General features: G+C 68.3%; 23 protein-coding genes and 1 pseudogene. 9 read left to right on the plus strand and 15 right to left on the minus strand.

Annotated elements, in window-relative coordinates; genetic code table 11:
• Window positions 1–11: 11 nt before the first annotated feature.
• Together BLT45_RS04335 and BLT45_RS04340 are read right to left on the minus strand one after the other, a co-directional pair.
• Window positions 12–2,015 carry a glycoside hydrolase family 99-like domain-containing protein gene (locus tag BLT45_RS04335; RefSeq protein WP_093295636.1) on the minus strand — a complete coding sequence of 668 codons (2,004 nt, stop codon included), beginning with the start codon at window positions 2,013–2,015 and terminating at the stop codon, window positions 12–14.
• A 7-nt stretch (window positions 2,016–2,022) separates the two neighbouring features.
• Window positions 2,023–3,633 (minus strand): electron transfer flavoprotein-ubiquinone oxidoreductase, encoded by a 1,611-nt coding sequence (locus BLT45_RS04340; RefSeq protein WP_093295638.1) that lies wholly within the window; start codon window positions 3,631–3,633, stop codon window positions 2,023–2,025.
• Between the two features lie 82 nt (window positions 3,634–3,715).
• Here BLT45_RS04340 and BLT45_RS04345 point away from each other — a divergent pair, with 82 nt between their 5' ends.
• Window positions 3,716–4,339: an alpha-ketoglutarate-dependent dioxygenase AlkB family protein gene (locus BLT45_RS04345; RefSeq protein ID WP_093295640.1), complete on the plus strand. Its 624-nt coding sequence runs from the start codon at window positions 3,716–3,718 to the stop codon at window positions 4,337–4,339.
• Between the two features lie 5 nt (window positions 4,340–4,344).
• On the opposite strand, the gene BLT45_RS04350 is transcribed toward BLT45_RS04345, so the two are convergent.
• From BLT45_RS04350 to BLT45_RS04370, 5 genes are read right to left on the minus strand one after another with little or no spacing between them, the layout of a single operon-like run.
• A complete protein-coding gene (locus BLT45_RS04350) occupies window positions 4,345–4,977 on the minus strand; it encodes an ABC-type transport auxiliary lipoprotein family protein (RefSeq protein WP_093295642.1) in 633 nt (210 codons plus the stop codon).
• Entirely contained in the window at window positions 4,974–5,900 is a 927-nt protein-coding gene (locus BLT45_RS04355) for an MlaD family protein (RefSeq protein WP_093295646.1), read from the minus strand. The genes BLT45_RS04350 and BLT45_RS04355 overlap by 4 nt, the downstream gene beginning before the upstream one ends.
• Before the next feature lie 3 nt (window positions 5,901–5,903).
• Window positions 5,904–6,713, minus strand: a complete 810-nt coding sequence (locus BLT45_RS04360; RefSeq protein ID WP_093295649.1) for an ABC transporter ATP-binding protein — start codon at window positions 6,711–6,713, stop codon at window positions 5,904–5,906.
• Window positions 6,714–6,717: 4 nt separating this feature from the next.
• Window positions 6,718–7,833 (minus strand): ABC transporter permease, encoded by a 1,116-nt coding sequence (locus tag BLT45_RS04365; RefSeq protein WP_093295652.1) that lies wholly within the window; start codon window positions 7,831–7,833, stop codon window positions 6,718–6,720.
• Window positions 7,830–8,702 carry a DMT family transporter gene (locus BLT45_RS04370; protein ID WP_139187927.1) on the minus strand — a complete coding sequence of 291 codons (873 nt, stop codon included), beginning with the start codon at window positions 8,700–8,702 and terminating at the stop codon, window positions 7,830–7,832. The genes BLT45_RS04365 and BLT45_RS04370 overlap by 4 nt, the downstream gene beginning before the upstream one ends.
• 103 nt (window positions 8,703–8,805) lie before the next feature.
• Between BLT45_RS04370 and BLT45_RS04375 the strand changes: the two genes are divergently transcribed.
• Window positions 8,806–10,053, plus strand: coding sequence for a threonine/serine exporter family protein (locus BLT45_RS04375; protein WP_093298497.1), 1,248 nt, complete (start codon window positions 8,806–8,808; stop codon window positions 10,051–10,053).
• Between the two features lie 67 nt (window positions 10,054–10,120).
• Here BLT45_RS04375 and BLT45_RS04380 read toward each other — a convergent pair.
• From BLT45_RS04380 to BLT45_RS04395, 4 genes and pseudogenes are all read right to left on the minus strand, one after another.
• Window positions 10,121–10,486 (minus strand): annotated as a pseudogene (locus BLT45_RS04380) (H-NS histone family protein); the annotation flags it as partial.
• Between the two features lie 97 nt (window positions 10,487–10,583).
• Window positions 10,584–12,278: a proline--tRNA ligase gene (locus BLT45_RS04385; protein ID WP_093298500.1), complete on the minus strand. Its 1,695-nt coding sequence runs from the start codon at window positions 12,276–12,278 to the stop codon at window positions 10,584–10,586.
• 60 nt (window positions 12,279–12,338) lie between these two features.
• Window positions 12,339–12,617: a hypothetical protein gene (locus BLT45_RS04390; RefSeq protein ID WP_093295658.1), complete on the minus strand. Its 279-nt coding sequence runs from the start codon at window positions 12,615–12,617 to the stop codon at window positions 12,339–12,341.
• An 8-nt stretch (window positions 12,618–12,625) separates the two neighbouring features.
• On the minus strand, window positions 12,626–13,018 hold the full coding sequence (locus tag BLT45_RS04395; protein ID WP_093295660.1) for a DUF4124 domain-containing protein: 393 nt from the start codon (window positions 13,016–13,018) through the stop codon (window positions 12,626–12,628).
• A gap of 92 nt (window positions 13,019–13,110) precedes the next feature.
• Here BLT45_RS04395 and pssA point away from each other — a divergent pair, with 92 nt between their 5' ends.
• Genes pssA through rimI form a run of 3 tightly spaced genes read left to right on the plus strand, consistent with a single transcriptional unit; the run spans window position 13,111 to window position 14,833 of the window.
• Window positions 13,111–13,890, plus strand: a complete 780-nt coding sequence (gene pssA / locus BLT45_RS04400; protein WP_093295663.1) for a CDP-diacylglycerol--serine O-phosphatidyltransferase — start codon at window positions 13,111–13,113, stop codon at window positions 13,888–13,890.
• The gene (locus tag BLT45_RS04405) at window positions 13,887–14,327 is read left to right on the plus strand and encodes a hypothetical protein (RefSeq protein ID WP_093298503.1); all 441 of its coding nucleotides are present in this window, start codon (window positions 13,887–13,889) and stop codon (window positions 14,325–14,327) included. The genes pssA and BLT45_RS04405 overlap by 4 nt, the downstream gene beginning before the upstream one ends.
• A 50-nt stretch (window positions 14,328–14,377) precedes the next feature.
• Window positions 14,378–14,833, plus strand: a complete 456-nt coding sequence (rimI, locus tag BLT45_RS04410; RefSeq protein ID WP_093298506.1) for a ribosomal protein S18-alanine N-acetyltransferase — start codon at window positions 14,378–14,380, stop codon at window positions 14,831–14,833.
• Between the two features lie 99 nt (window positions 14,834–14,932).
• Here rimI and BLT45_RS04415 read toward each other — a convergent pair whose 3' ends face one another.
• The 3 genes from BLT45_RS04415 to BLT45_RS04425 all read right to left on the minus strand — a co-directional run bounded on the left by BLT45_RS04415 (window position 14,933) and on the right by BLT45_RS04425 (window position 19,731).
• A complete protein-coding gene (locus tag BLT45_RS04415) occupies window positions 14,933–17,704 on the minus strand; it encodes a valine--tRNA ligase (protein ID WP_093295665.1) in 2,772 nt (923 codons plus the stop codon).
• A gap of 112 nt (window positions 17,705–17,816) precedes the next feature.
• On the minus strand, window positions 17,817–18,239 hold the full coding sequence (locus tag BLT45_RS04420; protein ID WP_093295667.1) for a DNA polymerase III subunit chi: 423 nt from the start codon (window positions 18,237–18,239) through the stop codon (window positions 17,817–17,819).
• Window positions 18,240–18,261: 22 nt separating this feature from the next.
• Entirely contained in the window at window positions 18,262–19,731 is a 1,470-nt protein-coding gene (locus BLT45_RS04425; RefSeq protein WP_093295669.1) for a leucyl aminopeptidase, read from the minus strand.
• 130 nt (window positions 19,732–19,861) lie between these two features.
• Between BLT45_RS04425 and lptF the strand changes: the two genes are divergently transcribed.
• Together lptF and lptG are read left to right on the plus strand one after the other, a co-directional pair.
• Window positions 19,862–20,941 carry an LPS export ABC transporter permease LptF gene (lptF, locus tag BLT45_RS04430; protein ID WP_093295672.1) on the plus strand — a complete coding sequence of 360 codons (1,080 nt, stop codon included), beginning with the start codon at window positions 19,862–19,864 and terminating at the stop codon, window positions 20,939–20,941.
• Window positions 20,938–22,041, plus strand: coding sequence for an LPS export ABC transporter permease LptG (gene lptG, locus BLT45_RS04435; RefSeq protein WP_093295675.1), 1,104 nt, complete (start codon window positions 20,938–20,940; stop codon window positions 22,039–22,041). Before lptF ends, lptG begins: the two co-directional genes overlap by 4 nt.
• Window positions 22,042–22,050: 9 nt before the next feature.
• Here lptG and BLT45_RS04440 read toward each other — a convergent pair whose 3' ends face one another.
• A complete protein-coding gene (locus BLT45_RS04440) occupies window positions 22,051–22,521 on the minus strand; it encodes an RDD family protein (RefSeq protein WP_093295678.1) in 471 nt (156 codons plus the stop codon).
• 36 nt (window positions 22,522–22,557) lie between these two features.
• Between BLT45_RS04440 and xerD the strand changes: the two genes are divergently transcribed.
• Together xerD and BLT45_RS04450 are read left to right on the plus strand one after the other, a co-directional pair.
• Window positions 22,558–23,511, plus strand: coding sequence for a site-specific tyrosine recombinase XerD (xerD, locus tag BLT45_RS04445; protein WP_093295680.1), 954 nt, complete (start codon window positions 22,558–22,560; stop codon window positions 23,509–23,511).
• Window positions 23,512–23,611: 100 nt separating this feature from the next.
• Entirely contained in the window at window positions 23,612–24,442 is an 831-nt protein-coding gene (locus tag BLT45_RS04450) for a DsbC family protein (RefSeq protein ID WP_093298509.1), read from the plus strand.
• Window positions 24,443–24,459: the final 17 nt, after the last annotated feature.

The following is a 24,459-nucleotide window of genomic DNA, read 5'->3' on the forward strand; positions in this document are numbered from 1 at the left end:
CCAAACGTGGGTCAAACCTGCCTGATAGTGTATCCCGAGCTCTCGACCACCTGCGATATCGCGCGCTCCACGGCATGGGCGAGCGTGCCATCGATCTGGCTGCCCTCGCTCTCGAACTCGGACCGGCGCAACCCAGCGTCCAGTAGTGGAGACAGGGCGTCGAGCCGAACCCAGTACATGCTGCCGGCAGGGAAAGCACGGGGATACGGAATACCAATCCGGGAAGTCAGATACTCGAGCCCCGCACCATTTGCGCCGAGCAGCTTCTGCAGAGGGTGAAAATGCTGGGCGCATGCCACGAGCCCGACATCCGCGTCGGTTTTCATCGTTTCCAAGATGGCGGGCGCCGTCGCCGGGCTGCAAAGCGAGGCGAGCATGTCCGCGCGAAGGCGAGCGCCATCGGTGCGATGGGGCGAGCGTTTTGTGTGGAGCTTGAGGACGAAGTCTTCGCTATCGACCAGACTCTCCGCGACCTGGAGAAAGGGCAGAATGTCACGCCCCCTGTTCTCGAAGATGCGGATGTCGGTAGCGATCTGGGCTGCCGATACCACGCGACGTATGTCGGCTTCGCGTTCGGCGGAGGTAGTGATGATGAAGCGCCAGTCGACAGGGCATTGCTTCAGTGTCGCGAGTATCTCTGCCAGCTCTTCGACATACCAAGCGTGGATGATGGCGGGGACGGGTTTGCTGGTCTCTCTCTTCGATCGGGTGGCCGATACGAAGTGTAGGCTGTCGCGAACAGCTTTCAATGAGGCATGACCGAACGCCATGTCAGGTTCGAGAGCTGCACCCTCGGCCCATTCGTTCCAGGCATTGATGAATACCAACGGCGTATTTCCAGCGGGGGTTCCAGGCTTGGGGATGCAGGCAGCGAGCCAGTTGCGGAAGGCGCGCGCTGAGCTGTAGGCAAAGGTTCTGCCTCTCCCAGTGCGGCGCGCTTCGTTGTCCCAGGAGGGCGTCACTCCCCGGTAAAGGGGCAGGTCGCTGACGGGTTCCTTATGCAGGAACTCGGCGGCCATCTGCCTCCAGTCGATAACCTGACCTGCATAGTCCGGGTTCAACAGCTGCGGTGGAGCGACTGGGCGGGCGGTGGTGAGGTTGGGAGGGAACTCGATAGCCGCATCGAAGCCGATAGATTCCGGGGCGGGCGCAGCAAAACTTTGGACGTAGGCCAGGTGGATCTCACCAATTCCGGAACGTACGCAATAGTCGCGCCAGCGCTGCGTGCTGGAGGCCAGGTTGTCGAAAACCTCGGGTCGATACACCACGAGCATGGGCTTGCCATCGACGCGCAGATACCGCGGGTCCCGCATGTACTCCGCAACATGCTCGATGAACGCGAGGTCGTCCTCGGGGCTGTGTTGCTGGTCGATCAGGATTTCGTTTCCGCGGCCGTCCCAGGTACGGGTCCATTTTTCGTTCGCCCAGCACAGGCAGAACTTCAGGTCGATGGTCTTGTCGTTGAGCCAGTTGCGTAGCGGGGTTTCGAGCAGGGTCTTGCCGCCGAACCAGTAGAAGTAGAAGCAGAACGCGCTGATGCCGTACTCGCGGGCCAGGCGCGCCTGTTCGTGCATCACCTCGACGTTGCGCAGGTCGTAGAACCCGAGGTCGCCGGGAAGTTTGGGCTGGTAGTGGCCTTCGAACTGGGGCAGGGCGCGGGTTACGTTGCGCCACTCGGTGAAGCCCTTGCCCCACCATGCGTCGTTCTCGGGAATGGTGTGGAACTGAGGCAGGTAGAAGGCGACGAGCGTGGCGGGCAGCGGATCCGGCAGCTCGCCCTTCTCGTAAGGCACGTAACCGATGGCGCGCTCGTCCGAGCGGACGTAGGGCCTGCGCGGCAGAACGCCCTCGGGTGCCTTGCCCGTCGGGCCCTCCGGCACCCAATCGCCGCGCGTATCGAGGAAACGCTGACGCAGCCGGTCCCGCGTCGCCTGCGGCATGGGCGTAAGACGAAAGGCCGCGCGCAGCGCGTAGAACAGGGTGGTGCGGACCCGACGTGACAGGGGGTTCGTCACAGGCTTCCTAGAGGTTCTGGTAATTCGGCCCCGAGCCGCCTTCCGGCGTCACCCAGTCGATGATCTGGTAGGGGTCCTTGATGTCGCAGGTCTTACAGTGCACGCAGTTGGCGGCATTGATCTGCAGGCGCTTGCCGTTGCCGTCGTCGACGATCTCATACACCCCTGCCGGGCAGAAGCGCGTGCAGGGGTTGTCGTACTCCGCGGCGCAGCGGCTCACGCATACCGAGGTGTCGAGGACGCGCAGGTGGACGGGTTGGTCTTCGTCGTGCTCGGTGGCGGCGAAATAGACGCCCTGCAGGCGGTCGCGCGGGGCGAGCGTGCGGTCCACGTAATCGCGCTTGGGGTCCTCGTGTTCGCCGATCTTGTCGAGCGAGGACCAGTCGGGCTTCATCTTCAGCGTCCATGGCGAGTGACCGCCGGTGACGGTCTCCCAGGCGGCGTTGGCCATGCCGAACCACAGGCCTTTCTTGAAGCCGGGCTTGATGTTGCGTACCGACTTCAGCTCGGCCATCGCCTCGGAGCTGCGCAGTTTCGCGTCGAAACCTTCGGGCGCGAGTTGCGACGCCGCCAGGTGCTCGGCCGCCAGCATGCCGCTGCGGATCGCCTGGTGCGTGCCTTTGATCTTCGGCACGTTGAGCAGGCCGGCGGTGTCGCCGATCAGTAGGGCGCCCGGCATCTCCACCTTCGGCAGCGACTGCCAACCGCCGGTGACGATGGCGCGCGCGCCGGCCGACAGGATGCTGCCGCCCTCGAGAACCGGTTTGATCAGCGGGTGGTTCTTCCATTGCTGGAAAGCTTCCCACGGCTTGTACTCCGGATCCTTGTAGTCCAGGCCACTGACGTAGCCCAGCGCGATCTGGTTGTTGTCCAGGTGGTACAGGAAGCTGCCGCCGTAAATGTCGTTGCTCGCCGGCCAACCCAGGGTATGCACGATCTTGCCGGGCGTGACGCGGCCTTCCGGCACCTGCCACAGCTCCTTGATGCCGATCGAATACGCCTGCGGGTCGCTGTCCTTGTCCAACGCGAAGCGCTTCACCAGCCGCTTGGTCAGGTGGCCGCGTGCGCCTTCGGCCAGCACGGTGACCTTGGCCCGGATGTCGATGCCCTGCGTGTAGCCGGGCTTGTGGCTGCCGTCCTTCGCGATGCCCATGTCGCCGATGCGCACGCCGATCACCTTGCCGTCCTCGTCGTGCAGCGTCTCGGCGGCGGCGAAGCCCGGATATATTTCCACGCCCAGCGCTTCGGCCTGCGGCGCCAGCCAGGCGCACATCGCGCCGAGCGAGACGATGAAGTTGCCGTGGTTGCGCATGCCGGGCGGCACCATCGGGAACTTGCGGCCTCCCTCCTTGCTGAAGTACCAGAACTCGTCGTCCGCGGCCGGCACGCAGACCGGCGGCGGGCTGTCGCGCCAACCCGGGAGCAGGGCATCCAGCGGCGCGGGTTCTATCACGGCGCCGGACAGGATGTGCGCGCCGATGGTGCTGGCCTTCTCGATCACGCAGACGGAGATGTCGGGATTCAGCTGCTTCAGCCGGATGGCGAATGCCAGGCCCGAGGGACCCGCACCGACGGTCACGACGTCGTATTCCATTACATCGCGTTCGACATCGGACATCGCTGCGGCTCCGGCATGGCATTTGGCTGCCGGTATTTTCGGGGTTTGCGCGGACCGGGGCAAATCCGCCAGCATCGGCGGCATGACCATACCTCTGCCGCTGCCCACGGATGGAATCGGCACGGGCCTGCCCGGGGCCTCGCTTGGGTTCTGGCCCGACTGGCTGGGCGCGGACGCTGCGGATCGGCTGTTCGATGACCTGATTGATGCGCTGCCCTGGAGCGTGCACCGGATCCGGCTGTTCGGTCGCGAGGTCGATTCGCCCCGGCTCAGCGCGTGGATTGGCGACCCGGACGCGGTGTATCGCTATTCGGGTACGCGGTTCGCGCCCCTTCCCTGGACGGACGCACTGTCCGCGGTGCGCGTCAGGCTCCAGTCAGCGCTGGGCTCGCCGTTCAATAGCGTGCTGGCGAACCTGTACCGCGACGGACGCGATGCGATGGGATGGCACAGCGATGATGAGCCGGAACTGGGCCTCAAGCCGTTGATCGCATCGGTGAGCCTGGGGGCGCCACGACGATTCCTGCTGAAGCATCGGGAAAACCCGGCGGTGCGTAGCGCGCTCGTACTGCCGCACGGCAGCCTGCTCGTGATGTCGGGCGATACCCAGCGCCTCTATCGGCATGCGCTGCCGCGCACGGCGCGTCCTGTGGGACCGCGTATCAATCTGACGTTCCGCCATGTGGATTCCGGCAGGCGGCGCTGACGCGTTCAGCGACGCAGGGGCGCGTCGTCCTGGCCGGAGGCCAGCACCCAGCCCACCATGTCGCCCGTCACGGCCGCGAGCGCACCGTCGAACGCCTGCGCGACTTGGGCGACGTCGACGGACGTGGCGGCCTGCTGATTGAGGAACGTGCGCGATGCCACCACGCGCTGGTCGCGGCTGCTGACCAGCTTGGCGCTGACCTCCACGACGGCGGAAGGCACGGTGGCGCCCGCGTAGTCCGCTTCGAAGCGGCGCACATCCATCACCAGCTTGTAGTCGCCCAGGATGCCGGCATCGGCGCTCGCCACGGCAGGGATGCGCCCGGAATCCTCCAGCGTGCGTTGCACGGCGTCCTGCACCAGGTCGGTTGCCGGCTGCGCCCATGAAACGCCGCGGTAGACCTGCAGTTCGCCCGGCGTGGGCCGCACCGAGATGCGCGGGCTGTCCACGACGCGGGCCGCGGTGGGCTTTGCGATCACCAGCGACCAGCGAACGGTGGGCCATTCCGCGCGCACGGGCACGCGCACATCGGGGGCGTAGATCGTCACCGGATCGCGCTGCTCGCCGCCCAGCACCGAACAACCGGCCAGGGCGAACGCCAGCATCGAAACACACAGGGCGGAGCGCAGCGCTTTCATTTCGGGTCGAACTCCTTCGGTGCGTCGCGGCCCAGCAAGTAGCGCGCGGGATTGCCTTCGAGACGATCGCTGACGCGGCGGAGGTCGCGTACCAGTCCGCGCAGCTCGGTGAGGGTGGGGCCCAACTGGCCGAGGCCATCGTTGGCGAAGCTGTTGATGGCCGCGCGATTCTCGCCAATGATCGCATCGGCGTTGCCGGCGGCGGAATCCAGCTTGCCCAGCGTGCTTTCGAGCTTGGCCAGGATGTCGGGCAGCTCGCGCACCAGGTTCTGGTCCAGGCGCTCGATGGTGCCGTTGGTGGTGGTGAGGGTCTTGTCGAGGTTCTGAGCGGCATCGCGCGCGCTGACGATCAGCGACTCCAGCCCGTCTTCGCGACTGGCCAGCGAGGTGCTCATCGCCTCCAGGTTCTCGAGCGTGGTGGTGATGCTGGCGACGTTCTTGTCGCTGAGCACCTGGTCCAGCCGTTCGACGATGCGGTTGGCGGTGTCGGTGATGTTCTGCAGTGCGGAAGGCGCCGTCTGGATCACCGGCGCTTCGCGCGTGTCCACGCTGGTCAGCGACGGCGCCTGCGGGGTGCCGCCGCTGAGCTGGATGATGGTCGGGCCGGTCAGGCTGGTGATGGCGAGCTTGGCGCGCGTATCGGTCTTCACCGGGGTGTAGGACTCCACCCGGATGCGCGCGATCACCTGGCGCGGATCGTTGGGCGCCAGCGAGAGCTTCGTGATCGAGCCGACCGCGATGCCGTTGTACTGGACGGGGCTGCCGACCGACAGGCCGGTGACGGCCTCGCGGAAGACCACCTGGTATTCCTGCCAGGTGCGTTCGGACGAATACTTGGCCGCCCACAGGCCGAACAGCAGCAGCGCGGCGGCGATGATCAGCGTGAAGGCGCCGATGAGCACGTAATTGGCACGGGTTTCCATCGATCAGACCGCCGTTTGCGTGTGGGGTGGCCCGAAGGCCGTCTGTCCGTCGCGCGCGGCGCGTGCGCGGGGACCGTGGAAATACTCCTGCACCCAGGGGTGGTCGAACCGTTCGACTTCGCTGAGCGGCGCCACGGTGACGACCTGCTGGTCGGCCAGCACGGCGACGCGGTCGCAGATGGCGTACAGCGTATCCAGATCGTGGGTGATCAGGAACACGGTCAGCCCGAGCGCCTCCTGCAGCGTCTTGATCAGTCGGTCGAAGGCGGCCGCGCCGATCGGATCCAGGCCGGCCGTGGGCTCGTCGAGGAAGAGCAGGGGCGGGTCGAGCGCCAGCGCGCGCGCCAGGCCGGCGCGCTTGCGCATGCCGCCGGACAGTTGCGAGGGCAGCTTGTTGAGCGCGTCGGCGGGCAGGCCGGCCAGTTTCACCTTGAGCAACGCCAGTTCGTAACGCCAACTGTCGGGCAATTCCGGATGGTGTTCCTTCAGCGGCACCTGCACGTTCTCGCCGACGGTCAGCGACGAGAACAGCGCGCCATCCTGGAACAGCACGCCGGTGTTGCGTTCTATGTGCTGGCGCGCGGCAGGATCTTCGGAGCGCGCATCCTCGCCGAGCACCGTGATCTGCCCTTCATCGGGCTGGCGCAGGCCGAGGATCGAGCGCATCAGCACGGACTTGCCGGTGCCCGAACCGCCTACCACGCCGAGGATCTCGCCGCGGCGCACGTCCAGGTCCAGGCCTTCGTGCACGGTCTGCTCGCCGAAGCGGTTGACCAGGCCACGCACGCGGATGATGGGGCTGTCGTCGCTCATCGCCTCACCAGTCCATGTGCATGAACCACAACGCGGCGAGCGCGTCGATGATGATGACCAGCGAGATCGTCTGCACCACGCTCGAGGTGGTGCGCTCGCCCACCGACTGCGCGGTGCCTTCCACGCGCAGGCCTTCGAGGCAGCCGATCAGGCCGATCACCAGCGCGAATACCGGCGCCTTGGACAGGCCCACCAGGAAGTGTTTCACCTCGATCGTTTCGTGCATGCGCGAGATGTACATCTGCGGCGGGATGCCGAGGTCGAAGGCGCCGACGGTGACGCCGCCGGCCAGGCCGGCCATCATCGAGATGAAGGTCAGCAGCGGCAGCATCACCAGCAGCGCGATGAGGCGCGGGATCACCAGCAGGTCCACCGGGTCCAGGCCCAGCGTGCGGATCGCGTCGATCTCCTCGCGGCTCTTCATCGCGCCGATCTGGGCGGTGAACGCCGAGGCGGTGCGCCCGGCCAGGACGATCGCGGTCATCAGCACGGCGAACTCGCGCAGGAACGCGATGCTCACCAGTTCCACCACGTAGATTTCCGCGCCGAAGTCGCGCAGCACGGTGGAGCCGAGGAACGCGATCACCGCACCCACCATGTACGACAGCAGGATCACCAGCGGCACCGCATCCAGGCCGACCGCTTCCATGTGGGCGACGGTGGCGGTGGGGCGGAAGCGGCGCGGCTCCTTGACCATGCGCACCAGCTTGACCAGGTTCTCGCCGGTGAAGCTCAGCAGGGCGACGATCTCCTGGCCATTCTCGTGCACGCGGTAGCCCAGGCGCGAGAGCGCGGCCAGCACGCCGTAGTCGCGCTTGCGCGGCGGCCGGTCGTCGGCGACGTCTTCGATGGTGCTGACCAGCGCGCGATGGTCCTGGCGGAACGCGATGTCGGACAACTCCATGCCGCGGCGCTTGGCGAACCGCAGCAGCTGCAGCACGCCGGCCGAATCGATGCGGTCGATCGCGGTGGCGTCGATGCGCTCCACCGCATCGGGGAGCGCACGCAGCTGCTCCGCCACCACCAGCGCACTGGACAGCGTCCAGTCGCCGCCCAGCCGCACCTGTCCGGGCTCGGCGGGATCGGCTTCGCAGCGCGGGCGGGCAAGGGTGGGGGTCATGGCGTCGCTCGGCCAAGGAGCATACAGGCTATACCGCTGAACGTGAGGACCACGCCGATGAACGCCCGCTTGCCGAGCGGCTCGCGCAGCCACAGCGCTGCGAGCACCACCAGGAAGACCGACGCGGATTCGTTGAGGATCGCCGCCACCGAGGCCGACGTGAACTTGTAGCCGCCCAGCCAGAGCACCATGGACAGACCCTGGCCGATCAGTGCGGCCAGTACCAGACGATGCCACGGCACGTCGGCGGCGACGAAGCGCATGCGCGCCCGCATGGCGGGCAGCACGGCCAGCACGAGCAGGCCCGCGACCGCGCCCGCCAGTCGCAACAGGGTGACCCAGAGCAGCGGCTGGCTTTCCAGGGTCCGCTTGACCATCACGATGGCGATCGCCATCAGCGCGATCGCGACCAGCCCGATCATGACGCCACGCGCCGTGTGCTGCGGATGCGTCTTCCACTCGCCGGGCGGGCGGCTGACCAGCAGGACGCCCAGCCCCACCAGCGCGAAGCCCAGCCACTGCCCCGCGCCCAGGCGTTCGTCCAGGAACACGAAGCCGAGCAGCAGCACCAACGGGCTGTAGAGATTGCCGATCACGCCCATCCGTCCGGCGCCCAGTTCGTTGAGCGCACGGAAGTACAGCGTGTCGGCCAGCGCGATGCCGATGACGCCGCTGGCGACGACGATGGCGAGTTCGCTCGCCGGCAACACGGGCCATGCGCCGGCGTGGACCACCAGCGCCACCGGCGCCAGCACGGCGAGCACCAGCCCGTTCTTGAGCAGATTGAGCGCGAGCGGCGGCAGGTGCGCGCCCAGCTGGCGCGCCAGGATCACGCCCACCGCCCACGTCGCCGCGCTGCCCAGTGCCATGGCTTCGCCGATGCCCACCCGTTCCCCTGCCTGTCGTTTACCCGCGTAGTGTAAGCAGCGTCCGATGAAGGCGTCGGCCCGCGGCTTCGGCGATACTGTGGCGATGCCCGACGAGACGCTCACGACCGCCACCTACGCCCAGCGCATCGCCTTCGTGTGCGAGATCGCCGGCCGGCTGCACAGCTACGGCACCACCGCGCAGCGGCTGGAAGGCGCGGTCGTCGGCCTGTCCCAGCGCCTGGGCCTGGATTGCGAACCCTGGTCCAATCCCACCGGCCTGATCCTGAGCTTCAGCGATCCGGTGAGGCCGCTCGGCGCCAGCGACAGCACGCGGGTGATCCGGCTCGCGCCCGGCGAGACCGACCTGCACAAGCTGAGCGAAGCCGACCGCATCGCCGACGCCGTGTCGGCGGGCGAGATGAGCATCGCCCAGGGCCATACCGCGCTGCGCGCGCTGGACCGGACGCCCGGCGTCCGCTGGCGCGCGATGCAGATATTCGCCTCCGGCCTGGCGGCGGCCGCCGTCGCCGGCCTGTGGCGCCTGCCGTGGCTGGACATGGCGACCGCCGGCCTCATCGGCGTGATCATCGGCGTGCTGGGCGAACTGATCGCGCGCCGGCCGCAGATGAAGGAAGCCAGCGACGCGATCTCCGCGCTGGTGGCGGGCTTCGTCGCGATCCTCGTGGCGAATTTCATCGGCCCGTTGAACCTCAACACGGTGATCATCGCGTCGCTGATCGTGCTGTTGCCCGGCATGGCGCTGACCAACGCGGTGAACGAGCTCACCAGCCAGCACCTGGTCTCCGGCGTGGCGCGTTTCGCGGGCGCGCTGGCGACCGTGCTGAAGCTCGCCGTGGGCAGCATGATCGCGGTGACCCTGGCCCAGCTGCTGGGCCTGTATCCGGAGGTGCGTGCCTCGCGGCCGCAGCCGGAGTGGGTGGAGTGGGGCGCGATGGTGGTGGCGGCCTACGCGTTCGCGGTGCTGTTCAAGGCGCACCGGCGCGACTACTTCTGGGTGATGGCGGCCGCGATCGCCGGCTACAGCATCTCGCGTTACGCGGGTGCGGCGTGGGGAAGCCCGGTCGGCATCTTCCTGTCGGCGTTGACGCTGACCGCGGCCGGCAACGCCTTCGCACGCTGGGCCAACCGGCCTGGTGCGCTGATCCGCGTGCCGGGCATCCTGATGCTGGTGCCCGGCAGCACCAGCCTGCGCGGCCTGCTGACGCTGGTGCAGCAGCAGGACGTCGGCGTGGGCCAGTCGGCGCTGCTGGCCGTCACCAACGTGGTGATGGCACTGATCGCGGGCCTGCTGTTCGGCAACCTGCTGATCTCCTCGCGCAAGAATCTCTGAAGCCTGCGCAAACGAAGAACGGGAGGCCAGGCCTCCCGTTCGTATTCGCTTCCGAAACGGCTTACTTCTTCTTGATGAGGAAGTCTTCGGCCTTCTTGCCCTTGGTGATCAGCGCGGCCATCCAGCGCGGATGCTTGCCACGGCCGGTCCAGGTTTCCTTGGGGTTGGCCGGGTTGCGATACTTCGGCGCCACCTTGCCCAGCTTGCGGCCGGCACGCGAGACCGCGGGCTTGGCGGCCGTCTTCGGCGCGCTGCGTCCGGCGGTACCGAACAGCTCCTCCACCGTGTAGCCCTCGGCCTTCGCGAACTTGGTGATCTTGCCGCGCACGGTGGCGATGGGCGTGCGCTTGGCCAGCTTGGTCTGCTGTTCCTTGGCCTTCGCGATCAGGGCGCCAAGTTCCTTGGCGGACAGGTTACGCAGGTCGATCGACATCAACTATCTCCAGTCGGGAAGGGAAGGCCCGTCCATGGCAGTCGCCCGATCATAAGCGAGCGGGCGAGCGCGGCACAAACCGCGCCGCGCCCGATCTTCAGGCGCGCACGCGCGCCAGCAGTGCGTCGCGTCCGATGTTTTCCGCTTCGGTCTCACGGCGTGCGCGGTACTCGAACGTGCCAGCCGCGAGGCCGCGCTCGGACACCACCACGCGGTGGGGAATGCCGACCAGCTCGATGTCCGCGAACATCGCGCCCGGACGAAGGCCACGGTCGTCGAGCACCGCTTCGATGCCGGCCGCCTGCAGGTCCGCCAGCAACTGCTCGGCCGCCGCGTTTACCGCGGCATCGTTCTTCGGGTTGATCACGCAGACCGCCACTTCCCAGGGCGCCATCGGCACGGGCCAGATGATGCCGTTGGCATCGTGGTTCTGCTCGATGGCGGCGGCGACGATGCGCGACACGCCGATGCCGTAGCAGCCCATCGCCGGCGCGGCGGCCTTGCCGCTGTCGTCCAGCACGGTGAACTTCATGGCTTCGCTGTACTTGCGGCCGAGCTGGAACACGTGGCCGACCTCGATACCGCGGACGAGGCGGATCTCGCCGCCGTCGGCCGCCTTGTCGCCTTCCACCACGTTGCGGATGTCGGCCACGGTCTCGGGCTCCTGCAGGTCGCGGCCCCAGTTGACGCCGGTCAGGTGGTAGCCGGCCTCGTTGGCACCGACGACGAAGTCCGCCATCGCGGCGACGTCGCGGTCGGCCACCACGCGGATGGCGTCGCGCGGCTTCACCGGGCCGAGGAAGCCCGGCTCGCTGCCGAGGTGGGCGGCGATTTCCGCCTCGCTGGCCATGCGGTAGTCGGCCAGGCCGGCAACCTTGCCCAGCTTGATCTCGTTGACGGCGTGGTCGCCGCGCACCAGCGCCAGCACGAAACCGCCCTCCGTCATCACCGCGATCGACTTCACCGTACGCTGCAACGGGATGCTGAGCAGCGCGGCGACGTCCTCGCAGGTCTTCTGCGTGGGCGTGGCCACCTTGTTCATCGTTTCCGATGCGGCGGCACGCGGGCCCGGCGCGGCGGCCTGGGCCTTCTCGACGTTCGCCGCGTAGTCCGAACCGGTGGAGAACGCGATGGAGTCTTCGCCGGAGTCCGCCAGCACGTGGAATTCCTGCGAGGCGTCGCCACCGATGGCGCCGCTGTCCGCCTGCACGGCACGGAAGTCCAGGCCCAGGCGGGTGAAGATGCGCGTGTAGGCCGCATGCATGTTGCGGTATTCGCGCCCCAGGTCCTCGTCCGTGATGTGGAAGGAGTAGGCGTCCTTCATCACGAACTCGCGCGCCCGCATCACGCCGAAGCGCGGGCGGATCTCGTCGCGGAACTTCGTCTGGATCTGGTAGAAGTTGACCGGCAGCTGCTTGTAGCTGGACAGCTCCTGGCGCGCGAAGTCGGTGACCGCTTCCTCGGCCGTCGGGCTGTAGCAGAAATGCTGCTCCTTGCGGTCGGTGATCTTCAGCAGCTGCCCGCCGAACTTCTCCCAGCGCCCGGTCTCTTCCCACAGCTCGCGGGGCTGGATGGTCGGCATGATCATCTCGATCGCGCCTGCGCGGTCCATTTCCTCGCGCACGACGGTCTCCACCTTGCGCAGCACGCGCAGGCCCAGCGGCGACCAGGTGTACAGGCCGGCGGCCAGTTTGCGGATCATGCCGGCGCGCAGCATCAGCTGGTGGCTGACCAGCTCGGCGTCGGCCGGGGTTTCCTTGGTGGTGCGGAGGTGGAACTGCGACAGGCGCATCGGCATCGGCGTTCAGGGGATGAATCGCCTATTTTGCCAGCCTTGGCCGCGCGCGGGGCGTTATCGCTCCGTGTCCGCAGGCTCGCCGCTTACCCGGATGCCTGCCGCGGTCTCGCGGTCGATGCGCTCGAAGGGCCGGTGCCTGGGCGGCTTCTCGGTGATCTGGAGCACGCCGGCGTCGTCGCGCCAGCGGTACAGCGATGGCCGGGTGTCGACGGGAGTGGACGTCCGACGCGCCTCACGCCGCTCGTTGCCGGCGTCGGGTCCGTCTTTCGAAAGCCACCAGGCGATGCCGACGCCTATCCCGAGGCCTGCCGCGATGGCCAGCCACGCACGCATCTACCGGATCAGGGGCCGGCGGGAGTGCAATAGGCCTTCACGGCCGCTTCGGCGAGGCCGCGCTGGTTGGCGCGGGCGGTGTCATCGAGGGTCGTGTCGGGCTTGCCGTCGCCATCCGTATCCTGCCGGACCGCGCCCTTGCTGTTGGTCAGGATCTGCAGGTTCGAGCGGGCGGTCAGGCACTGCGGGTTCTCGACGGACTTGCCGACGGGCTGCGTGTCCGCCGTCGCAGCGCCGTACTGGTTGATGCGCCGGTTCTGGGTCGCCTGATTCGGCGGGGGACTGTCGGAGTAGTGGGTGACCCCGTTCTTGTCCTTCCACTGATAGACCTGCTGGGCCTGTGCGGTGGTGGCGACGGTGAGGCACAGCGCCAGCGCGGCGAGGCAGGGGGCGAGGCGCATGGCAGGCTCCGGGACCGGGGAACCGCGATTGCAGCACCCCAAGCGCGCGCAGGCAAGCCGGGAGGCGGAATCGTTGGGCTAAACTGCGACCCATGAACGAAATCAAACCGCCCCCGCGCTCCCGCGGGATCTACCTGTTGCCCAACCTGTTCACCACCGCGGGCCTGTTCGCCGGGTTCTTCGCGATCATCGCCGCCGCCAACGGCCAGTTCGTCAATGCGGCCATCGCCGTGTTCGTCGCGGGCTTGATGGACGGCATCGACGGCCGTGTGGCGCGCCTGACCGGCACCAGCAGCGACTTCGGCGTGCAGTACGACTCGCTGGCCGATCTGGTCAGCTTCGGCCTGGCGCCGGCGCTGGTGATGTACCACTGGTCGCTGTCCGCGCTGAAATTCGACGGCGGCGTGATGGGGCGGGTCGGCTGGGTGGTGGCGTTCCTCTACGCGGCCTGCGCGGCACTGCGGCTGGCGCGCTTCAACACCCAGGTCGGCACGGTGGACAAGCGCTGGTTCATCGGCCTGGCCAGCCCGGCGGCGGCCGGGCTGATGATGTCCTTCGTCTGGGCCTTCGCCGACGGCGAGCTGGGCTGGACCGGCGAAGAACTGCGCTACGTGGCGCTGGCGGTCACGCTGGTGGCGGCGTTGTTGATGGTCAGCCGGATCCGCTTCTGGAGCTTCAAGGGCACGGGCGAGGGCGGTGCCAAGGCCGACCGCATCCCGTTCGTCGTGCTCGCCCTGGTGCCGCTGGCGCTCGCGATCCTGTTCATCGATCTGCCGCGCACGCTGTTCGCGGTGGGCGTGGTCTATGCGTTGTCCGGGCCTGCCCATTGGCTGTGGCAGCGGACGCGCCGCACGCGGGACGGCGCCGCATGACGCTGGCGGCGGACCGTTTGTGGTCGGCCGAGCAGCAGGGCTGGCTCGGCGCGCTCGGCCACACGGTGTACCTGCCCGCGGACTGGCCGACCGAGGCCGGTGCGCCGACACCGGTCGCGGACGCGTCGACGGCGCGCGTCGAACGGATCGAACGCGAATCCCCCTCTCCCGCACCACGCAGCCGTCCGCCGGTACGCGAAGCTGAAGATCGTCCCACCCCCGCGCGGTCCGCACCGGCACCGCGTGCCCCGGGTGCGCGGCTGCCGGATCGCTTGCATTTCGCCCTGATCCGCGCGTCGGGATGCAATCCGAACGCGCCCGGTGCGGCTGAGCTGTTCGCGCAGTGGCCCAGTTCGGCCGAGTTGCGCGGGAATCCCGCGGCCAAGCGTGCGCTGTGGCCCACCTTGCGCCGCCTGCGTCGGAGTGCGCCGGCGTGAGCGCGCTGGGCGTCGAGGCTTCGCCCGCGTCCGCCCCCAGCCTGCGGCCGATGCGCGAGGCCGACCTGGATGCCGTGCTGGCGATCGAGCAGCGGGGCTATCCCTTCCCGTGGACACGCGGCATCTTCCGCGACTGCCTGAAGGCCGGCTATCCCTCGTGGGTGCTCACCGAACACGGCTTGGTGATCGGCTACGGTCTGTTGAGCATCGCCGCCGACGAAGCGCACGTGCTGAACATCTGCATCGCGCCGGAGCGCCAGGGGCGCGGGCTGGGCCGCTACCTGCTGCGTGCACTGGTGAAGATCGCCCGCGACCTGAGAGCGCAGCGTGTGTTCCTGGAAGTGCGTCCGTCCAACCCGGGTGCGATCGCGCTGTACCACAGTGAAGGCTTCAACGAGATCGGCCGCCGCCCGCGTTATTACCCGGCCCGCGACGGCCGCGAGGACGCGTTGGTGATGGCGATCGAACTGGTCGCCGACGACATCACCACGATGCCTCCGCTGTAGAGCGGAGCTTGCTCCGCTTCTTTCCGGTCAGTCGATCAACGGTGCCGCTTGCGCGGAGTCGAGCAAGCTCGACGCTACGGGGCCGGGATGACGTGAGCCTCAGAGCTTCGCGCGCTGGCCGTGCAGGGCGGCGAGCTGGTGGCTCCATTCGACCAGGCGCTGGCGCTCCTGCTCGACCACCGCGGCGGGCACCTTGTCGGTGAACTTGGCCAGCTTGGCTTCGCTCTTGTCCTTCTCGCCGGCCACGCGCGCGATCTCCTTGTCCAGGCGTGCGCGCTCGGCGTCCAGATCGACCAGGCCCTCCAGCGGGACCAGCAGTTTCAGCTCGCCGACCACCGCTGCGGCGGAGGCGGGCGCTTCGGCGCCGGCGTCGAGCCACGCGATCTCGTCCAGCTTCAGCAGGAACGACAGCGACGGCGAGAAGCGCGCGATGCGGACGCGGTCGTTGTCGGTGCCGTCCTGCAACAGCAGGCGGACCGTCTTGCCCGGCGAGACGTTGAGCTCGCTGCGCACGCGACGCAGCGTGGAGACCATCGTCTTCAGCCACTCCACGTCGGCGTCGGCCTGCGCGAAGTCATGACCCGCAACGTCGGCAGCGGCGGGGTAGGGTCGCAGCGAGATGGTGCCGCCCTCGAGGCCCAGCTTCGGCGCGACCTGCTGCCACAGTTCCTCAGTGACGAACGGGGTCAGCGGGTGCAGCAGGCGCAGCAGCGACTCCAGCACGTACAGCAGGGTGTGGCGCGTGCTGGCGGCGGCCGCGGCGTCGGTGCCGTTGAGCGCGGGCTTGGCCAGTTCGACGAACCAGTCGCAGAACTCGTTCCACGCGAACTCGTACAGCGCCTGCGACAGCAGGTCGAAGCGGTAACCGGCGAACTGCGTCTCGGCCTCGGCGGTGACCTTGGCCAGACGCGACAGGATCCACTTCTCCGCATCGGTCGTCGGTTGCGGTACGCCGGTGGCGGTGAAGCCGTCGGTGTTCATCAGCACGAAGCGGGTGGCGTTCCACAACTTGTTGCAGAAGTTCTTGTAGCCCTCGGCGCGGCCCATGTCGAACTTGATGTCGCGGCCGTGCGTCGCCAGCGCGGCGATGGTGAAGCGCAGCGCGTCGGCGCCGTGCGGCACGATGCCGTCGGGGAATTCCTTGCGCGTGGCCTTCTCGATCTTCTCGGCCATCTTCGGCTGCATCAGGCCGCCGGTGCGCTTGGCGACCAGGTCCTCCAGCGAGATGCCGTCGATGATGTCGAGCGGGTCGAGCACGTTGCCCTTCGATTTGGACATCTTCTGGCCGTCCTTGTCGCGGATCAGCCCGGTCATGTAGACGTCGCGGAACGGTACCTGGCCGACGAAGCTGTCGGTGGCCATCACCATGCGCGCGACCCAGAAGAAGATGATGTCGAAGCCGGTGACCAGCACCGACGACGGCAGGTAGCGGTCGAAGCCGCGCGCGGCCATCGCCTGCGTGTCCGGCCAGCCCATCGTGCTGAACGGCCACAGCTGCGAGGAGAACCAGGTTTCCAGCACGTCGCTGTCCTGCGTGAGCACGACGTCGGCGGACAGGCCGGCCTTCGCGCGCGCCTCGGCTTCGTCGCGACCGACGTAGCAGGTGCCATCGGCATCGAACCACGCCGGGATGCGGTGGCCCCACCAGAGCTGGCGGCTGATGCACCAGTCCTGGATGTTCTCCATCCAATGGCGGTAGGTGTTGATCCAGTTCGGCGGGACGAACTTCACTTCGCCCGACTCCACGAGCTCAAGGCCGCGCTTGGCCAGCCCGTCCATCTTCACAAACCACTGGTCGGTCAGGTAAGGCTCGATCACCTGGTTGGTGCGGTCGCCGCGCGGCACCTGCAGCTTGTGCGGCTTGGTCTCGACCAGCAGGCCGAGGTCCTCGAGATCCGCCAACACGACCTTGCGCGCTTCGTAGCGGTCCAGGCCGCGGTATTTCTCCGGCGCGTTCTCGTTGATTGCCGCGGTCGGCGTCAGCAGGTTGATCAGGGGCAGATCGTGGCGCAGGCCCACCTGGTAGTCGTTGAAGTCGTGCGCGGGCGTGACCTTGACCACGCCGGTGCCGAACTCGCGGTCGACGTAATCGTCGGCGATGACGGGAATCTCGCGGTCGGTCAGCGGCAGCTTCACCGCCTTGCCGATCAGGTGCGCGTAGCGCTCGTCTTCCGGATGCACCATCACGGCGGTGTCGCCGAGCATGGTTTCCGGACGCGTCGTCGCGACCACCAGCGCGCCGCTGCCGTCGGCCAGCGGGTACTCGATCGACCACAGGAAACCGTCTTCCTCGACGTTCTCCACTTCCAGGTCCGAGATCGCGGTCTTCAGTACCGGGTCCCAGTTGACCAGGCGCTGGCCGCGGTAGATCAGGCCCTGTTCGTGCCAGCGCACGAAGGCTTCGATGACCGCGGTCGAGGCGGCGTCGTCCATGGTGAAGGTGCTGCGCGACCAGTCGCCGGACGCACCCATGCGGCGCATCTGCCGCTCGATGGTGTCGCCGGACTGCGCTTTCCATTCCCACACCTTGGCGATGAAGCCGTCGCGCCCCAGCGAATCGCGGGTCTCGCCCTTGCCTTCCTGCGCCAGGTTGCGGCTGACGACCATTTCCGTCGCGATGCCCGCGTGGTCGGTACCCATCTGCCACAGCGTGTCGTAGCCGCGCATGCGGTGGTAGCGCACCAGCGCGTCCATCAGCGTGTGCTGGAACGCATGCCCCATGTGAAGCGTGCCGGTGACGTTCGGCGGCGGCAGCAGCACGGTGTACGGCTGGCCCGTGCCGCTGGGCTTGAAGTAGCCGGCGGCTTCCCACTGCGCGTACAGGCGGGATTCGAAGGATTTCGGGTCGTAGCTGGAGGCGAGGTCGGTCATCTTGTTCGTCGTTCCCGCGAAGGCGGGAATCCAGTGTCTTGGAGTGTCATTGATTGAGGTACTGCAGTGCTGAACGTCGCTGGGTTCCCGCCTTCGCGGGAATGACGATTCACTACATATCGTGCTTGTTCACTTCAAAGCCGCGCGCCTTGTACTGCTTCCAGCGCTCGCGCAGCGGCTCGCGCGCGGACGGGTCGGCGGGCACCACTTCCAGCACACGCTCGCACGCGCCGGCGAAGGCGTCGTCGCGCAGGTTGATCACCAGCGCGCGCGCCGGCACATCGACGTCCGGCGTGGCGATCAGCACGGGCGTCAGCTCGTCCTCTTCGTCGCCGGCGATCTGGTGCGGGATGTAGGCGTCCGGATCGAACTCCCACAACAACTCATCCAGTTCCTCGGCCTGTGCGGCGTCGCGCGCCAGCACCAGCGTCCACTGGTTGCTGTCGTAGGCCTTGCGGACCAGCTCGCAGACCAGCTTGAGCGGTTCTTCGAGGAAGCGCGGCTTGGCGATCAGGTAGAAGTCGGCACGGGCCATGGCGTCGGGCACGCGTCGCCGATCAGGCGACGCGGTCCAGCAGCCACTGGCTCAGCAGGCCGACCGGGCGACCGGTGGCCATGCCGCGCTTGCCCTCGTCGTTGGAGACGCCGGCGATGTCCAGGTGCGCCCAGCGCTGGCCTTCGGTGAAGCGCGCGAGGAAGCAGCCGGCGGTGATCGCGCCGGCCCAGCGGCCGCCGATGTTGTAGACGTCGGCGAAGCTGGATTCCAGCTGGGTCTGATACTCGTCCCACAGCGGCAGGCGCCAGGCGCGGTCGAACACGGTCTCGCCGGCGCCCAGCAGTTCGCTGCTGAGGTCGTCGTGCTTGCTCATCAGGCCGCTGGCGTAGCGGCCCAGCGCGACGATGCACGCGCCGGTCAACGTGGCCACGTCGACCAGCGCGGCGGGCTTGAAGCGCTCGGCGTAGGTGAGGGCGTCGCACAGGATCAGGCGACCCTCGGCATCGGTGTTGCCGACTTCGATGGTCTTGCCGGACATGCTGGTGATGACGTCGGACGGACGATAGGCGTTGCCGTCGATGGCGTTCTCCACCGCCGGCACCACGACCACCAGGTTGAGCGGCAGCTTCATCTTCGCGGCGGCCACGAAAGTGCCGATGACGCTGCCCGCGCCGAGCATGTCGTACTTCATTTCCTCGATGCCGCCCTGGGTCTTCAGGTTGACGCCGCCGGTGTCGAAGGTGATGCCCTTGCCGACCAGCACGTACGGCTTGGCGTCGCCGCCGCCGTTCCACTTCAGCACGATCAGGCGCGGACGATTGGCCGAGCCGCGAGCCACCGCCAGCAGCGAGCCCATGCCGAGCGCGTCCATCTGCGCTTCGTCGAGGATCTCGGCCTCGGCGCCGGTCTCGCCGGCGTACTTCTCGGCCTGCTCGGCCAGGTAGACCGGGTTGCAGATGTTCGGCGGCAGGTTGCCCAGCTCGCGGGTGACCTGCACGCCGGCGGCGATCGCCACGCCCTGCGCGAGGGCCTGCGCATCGTCGCCGCTGACGGCGAACTGGGTCAGGCCCGGGTCATCGTTCTTCTTCTTGCCCAGCGTGGCCGTGTAGCGGTAGCAGGCGTGGTCCGCGGCGATGACGGCCTGGCGGATCTTCCACGCGGCATCATGCTCCTTCACATCCACTTCGGACAGAGTGAACAGCGCGGTCTTCACCGGACCGATCTTCAGGGTGCGGGCGGCATCGCCCACGGCCTTCAGATACTGCGCGACGCCGAACTTGGCGGCCTCGCCCAGGCCCACGACCAGCACGCGCGGCGCGGTCACGCCGGGCAGGTCGTGCAGCAGGGTGGTCTTGCCGGTCTTGCCGCCGACATCGCCGCGCTGGACCAGGGCCGAGAGCTTGCCACCGCTGGCCGCGTCCACGGCCTGGGCCGCCGGCGTCAGGCTCTTGTCGGCGTAGGCGCCGACCACGACGCAGTCGACGCCGGCCTGGGCGGGGGCTTCGTGGTTCAGGGTGAATTCCAGCGTCATTGATCAGATTCCCGGTTCAGTTACGTACAATCGCGGGCCGGATGAAAGGTGGCTGATGCCATCCCGGACCGCAGAGACCGCCGCCGCAGGCGCGGCGCACAAGCCCGAGATTGTAAATCAAGCCCCCCTGATGCCGAAGCTGGACCGCTACCTCTTCCGGGAATTCACCCAGAGCTTCCTGGCCACCCTGATCATCCTGCTGATGGTCAGCGTGGGCGGCGTGATGGCGGACCTGCTGGGCGACGTGGCCGACGGCAAGGTGCCGGCACGCCTGCTGCTGTCGCAGCTGGGCCTGCAATTCCTGAACTACATGCCCTACATCATCCCGCTGGCGCTGATGCTGGGGTTGCTGCTGGCGTTCTCGCGCCTGTACCGGGATTCGGAGATGGCTGTGCTGACGGCGACCGGCATCGGCCCGCGCCGGCTGCTGCGCCCGCTGCTGATGCTGGTGGTGCCCGTCGTCGTCCTGGTGGGTGCCTGCTCGCTGTGGCTGGGCCCATGGGCGCTGCGCACGGCCCACGCGATGCTGGACCACGCCAACCGAAGCCTGGTCGTTTCCGGCCTGGATGCCGGCAAGTTCACGGTGCTGTCGAGCGGCGCCGTCGTCTACGTGAGCGCGCTGTCGCCGGACGGCACCGGGCTGAGCAAGGTGTTCATGCACCGCTCGAAGGACGGCCGCATCGACGTGGTGACGGCCAAATCCGGGCAGATGTTCTTCGAGGGCGAGCGCAACCGCTACCTGCGCCTGGACGACGGTTTCCGCGTCGAGGGACCCGATGCCGCGGGCCTGGATTACCGGCTGATCCGCTACCGGTCCAATGAAGTCGCCCTGCCGGACCGGGCCGACACGCTGGACAAGGACGATCCCGAACTGCTGCCCACCCCGCAGCTGCTGGCCGATCCGCGCCCGGAAGCCCATGCCCAGATCCATGCCCGCCTGACGCCGCCGCTGCTGGCGCTGGCGTTCGCCCTGCTGACCCTGCCGCTGTCGCGCAGTTCGCCGCGCCAGGCCCGTTACGGGCGGGTGATGCTGGGCTTCCTGGCTTACCTGGTCGGCGTCAGCCTGATGTTCAACGGCACCCAGCTGCTGGCCGACGGCAAGCTGCCGGGCCTGGTCGGCCTGTGGTGGCTGACGCTGCCGCTGCTGGCGGTCGCGATCTGGTTGTATCTGCGCGACGGCACGCTTTCCCGCCCGCGGAGGCGCGCATGAGGCTCACCCCGCGCCTGCACGACATCTACATCGGCCAGGTCGTCCTGGTCACGGTGCTGCTGACCTGGGCGGTGCTGGTGGGCCTGGACGTGGTGATGGCGCTGTCGGGCGAGGTCAGCGACCTAGGGCAGGGCAACTACACCTTCGGCCATGCCGTGGCCTGGGTGCTGTACACCGTGCCGCGCCGCGCCTACACGATGTTCCCGACCGCGGCGGTGATCGGTTCGCTGATGGGTCTGGGCCAATTGGCCGCGAGTTCCGAACTGACCGCACTGCGCGCGCTGGGCCTGTCGCGCCGGCGGCTGAGCATCTCCGTGGCCGCGGCCCTGGCCATCCTGACCGCCCTGATGGTGTTCAGCGGCGAGACCCTGGGCCCCTGGGGCCAACGCCAGGCGGACGTGCTGAAGATGAGCGCCCGCACCGGCAACGTGGCGATGGACCGGTATTCCGGCCTGTGGGCGCGCGAAGGCAATACCTTCCTGTACGCGCAGAGCGGCGAAGAGAAGGACCAGGGCGGCGGCAAGGTCGCGCTGCAGCTGCGCGACGTGCGCATGTATGAGCTGGCCGAAGACGGCCGCCTGGCGTCGATCGCGCACGCGGCCACGGCCGAGCACCTGGACGGCTACTGGCTGCTGAAGAACGTGCGCCGCACCACCTTCAACGAGCGTTCGGCCACCCAGACCACGGTACTGGGCGAGCGCTGGGAATCGGAGCTGGACGCGGCCGTGCTGTCGTCCAGCCTGGTGCGCGCGCGCAACATGCCCAGCCACGAGCTGAGCCAGAACATCGAGTACCGCAAGCGCAACGGCCTGGACGCGCGCGACTACGAAGACCAGTACTGGGGCCGGTGGTTCTACCCGCTCAACGTGCTGGCGCTGTGCTTGGCCGCGATCCCGTTCGCCTTCGGCAGCCTGCGCAGCGGCGGCATGGGCAAGCGCCTGTTCCTCGGCATCGTGTTCGCGGTCGGCTTCTGGGCGCTGCAGACGATGTTCGTGCGGCTGGCCGGCGCGTTCCGCCTCGACTACCGCATCGCGTACGCGGTCCCGCCGCTGGCGCTGCTGGCGATCTCGTGGGTCATGTTCGGCCGACGAAGCCGGTAGCGCGCGGGCTCAGCGACGCTTCGGCAGCCGGATCATGCGGGTGCCGCTGAAGCGATCGTGGAAGGTCAGGCGGTCGCGATCGACCCAACCCCACCAGAATCCCAGGCCACCCGCGAGCGTCGACAGGGTCGCCAGCGCGAACCGGCGCCACAGGGCGCCCAGCGTGGGCGCCGTGCCGTCGGCGGCCACCACTTTCAGGCGCCACGGGCGCATGCCCAGCGTCTGCCCGCCGCGCCGCCAGCTGAGCACGGCATAGAGGCCGGTGACCAGCCAGCAGCTGCCCCATTCCAGCCAGGCCAACAGGCTGAAGGGCTCGACGTTGTGGCGGACGTTGCCGCTGGCGGCCACGTCGACCAGCACGAACGGAACGGCGACGACGAACCACATCGCCAGCACAGGCCACACGTCGTACAGCAGCGACAGCAGGCGCCACACGATCAGTGCGCGGGGTTTTTCGGCAACGGCAGCGGCATCGGTCATCCGCACAGGATAGCGTTCAAGCCCTAAGCTTGCGGCATGACTGCACGCACCCCCGCCGAACGCCGCCAGCAGGCCCATGCGTTACCGCCCGTGCCGACGGAAGACGCGGCCGCGATCGCCGCCTTCCTCGATGCGATCTGGGCCGAAAGCGGACTGGCGCGTCCCACGCTGGACAGTTACCGGCGCGATCTGGAGGGCTTCGCGCGCTGGCGCAACGGACGCGAGGGCGGCCTGTCCGCGAGCGACCGCGCCGGCCTGTTCGACTACCTGGCGTGGCGGACGCGCGAAGGCTATTCGCCGCGCAGCAACGCACGCCTGCTGTCGGCGTTGCGCGCGTTCTTCGCCCATCGGTTGCGCCTGGGCCTGCGGCGCGACGACCCCACCGCGCTGCTCGATCCGCCGCGCCTGCCGCGCTCGTTGCCGAAGGCGCTGTCCGAGACCGAGATCGACGCGTTGCTGGCCGCGCCCGACACGGATGCGCCGTTGGGCCTGCGCGACCGCGCCATGCTGGAGCTGATGTACGCCGCGGGCCTGCGCGTCAGCGAACTGGTCAACCTGCCGTCGAACGCGGTGAACCTGCGTCAGGGCGTGCTGCGGGTGACCGGGAAGGGCAGCAAGGAACGGCTGGTCCCGCTGGGCGAAGAATCCCAGCACTGGCTCGAGACCTACCTCGCCCGCGCGCGGCCGGTGCTCGCCGGCAAACGCAGCCTGCCGTCGCTGTTCCTGGAGGCGGACGGCGAGCCGCCGACGCGCCAGCGCTTCTGGTCGTTGGTCAAGCGGCATGCGGGCACCGCCGGCATCGACCCGGTCCGGATCAGTCCGCATGGCCTTCGGCACAGTTTCGCCACCCACCTGCTGAACCACGGCGCCGATCTGCGTGCCCTGCAACTGCTGCTGGGGCACAGCTCGCTGTCGACCACCCAGATCTACACGCTGGTGGCGCGCGAGCACCTCAAGCAGCTGCATGGACGGCACCATCCACGCGCTTGAAGCCGGTCACACTTGTGGACGGTTAAGCCGCCCCGGTTGCCCGCTGTGCCAGAATCCCGGTCCTCGCCGCACGACGTGGCCCGCTGTCCGGATGCCCATGATGACCCGCCTGATCACCGCCGCCCTGCTGGGTGCCCTCAGCCTGACCGCCTGTGCGCAGGCGCCGCAGCCGGATGCCGCCGCGGCCAAACCTGCCGCGGCCAAGCCCGCCTCCGCCGCCTCGGCCGCCAGCGGTTCGGCGGATGACCGCGCCCGCGCCGCGATCGCCAAGCTCAACCCGCGCGCGAAGGTGGAATACGTCGGCGCCGCGCCGCTGCCCGGTTTCCGCGAAGTCATCGCCGGCGGGCAGCTGCTGTACGTCAGCGACGACGGCCGCTATCTGATGCAGGGCGCCGTGCTGGACCTGGAGCAGCAGGAAGACCTGATGCAGAACAGCCCCGCGCTGGCCGGGTACCGCAGCAAGCTGATCGCCACCATTCCGAAGTCCGAGCGCATCGTGTTCGCACCGCCGAACGCGAAGTACACGGTCACCGTCTTCACCGACATCGAATGCGGCTACTGCCGCAAGCTGCACGGCGAGATCGGCGAGCTGAACCGCCAGGGCATCGCGGTCGAGTACCTCGCCTTCCCGCGCATGGGCCTGGGCAGCCAGGACCACAAGGACATGATCTCGGTGTGGTGCTCGCCCGACCGCAAGCGCGCGCTGACCGACGCCAAGGCCGGCAAGCCGGTCGCGTCGCGCGACTGCAAGAACCCGGTGACGATGGAATTCGACGTGGGCCAGCGCATCGGCGTCAGCGGCACCCCGGCGATCTACTCGACCGAAGGCGTCCAACTGGGCGGCTACTTGCCCCCGGCCGCCCTGCGGGCCAAGCTCGACGAGCTGGCGGCCAAGAAGGCCCCGGCGGCGGCCGGCGGCGCCGCCCCGTGAACCCCGGAAGCCGGCCT

It is taken from the genome of Pseudoxanthomonas sp. CF385 (genome assembly GCF_900104255.1).
Lineage (GTDB): Bacteria > Pseudomonadota > Gammaproteobacteria > Xanthomonadales > Xanthomonadaceae > Pseudoxanthomonas_A.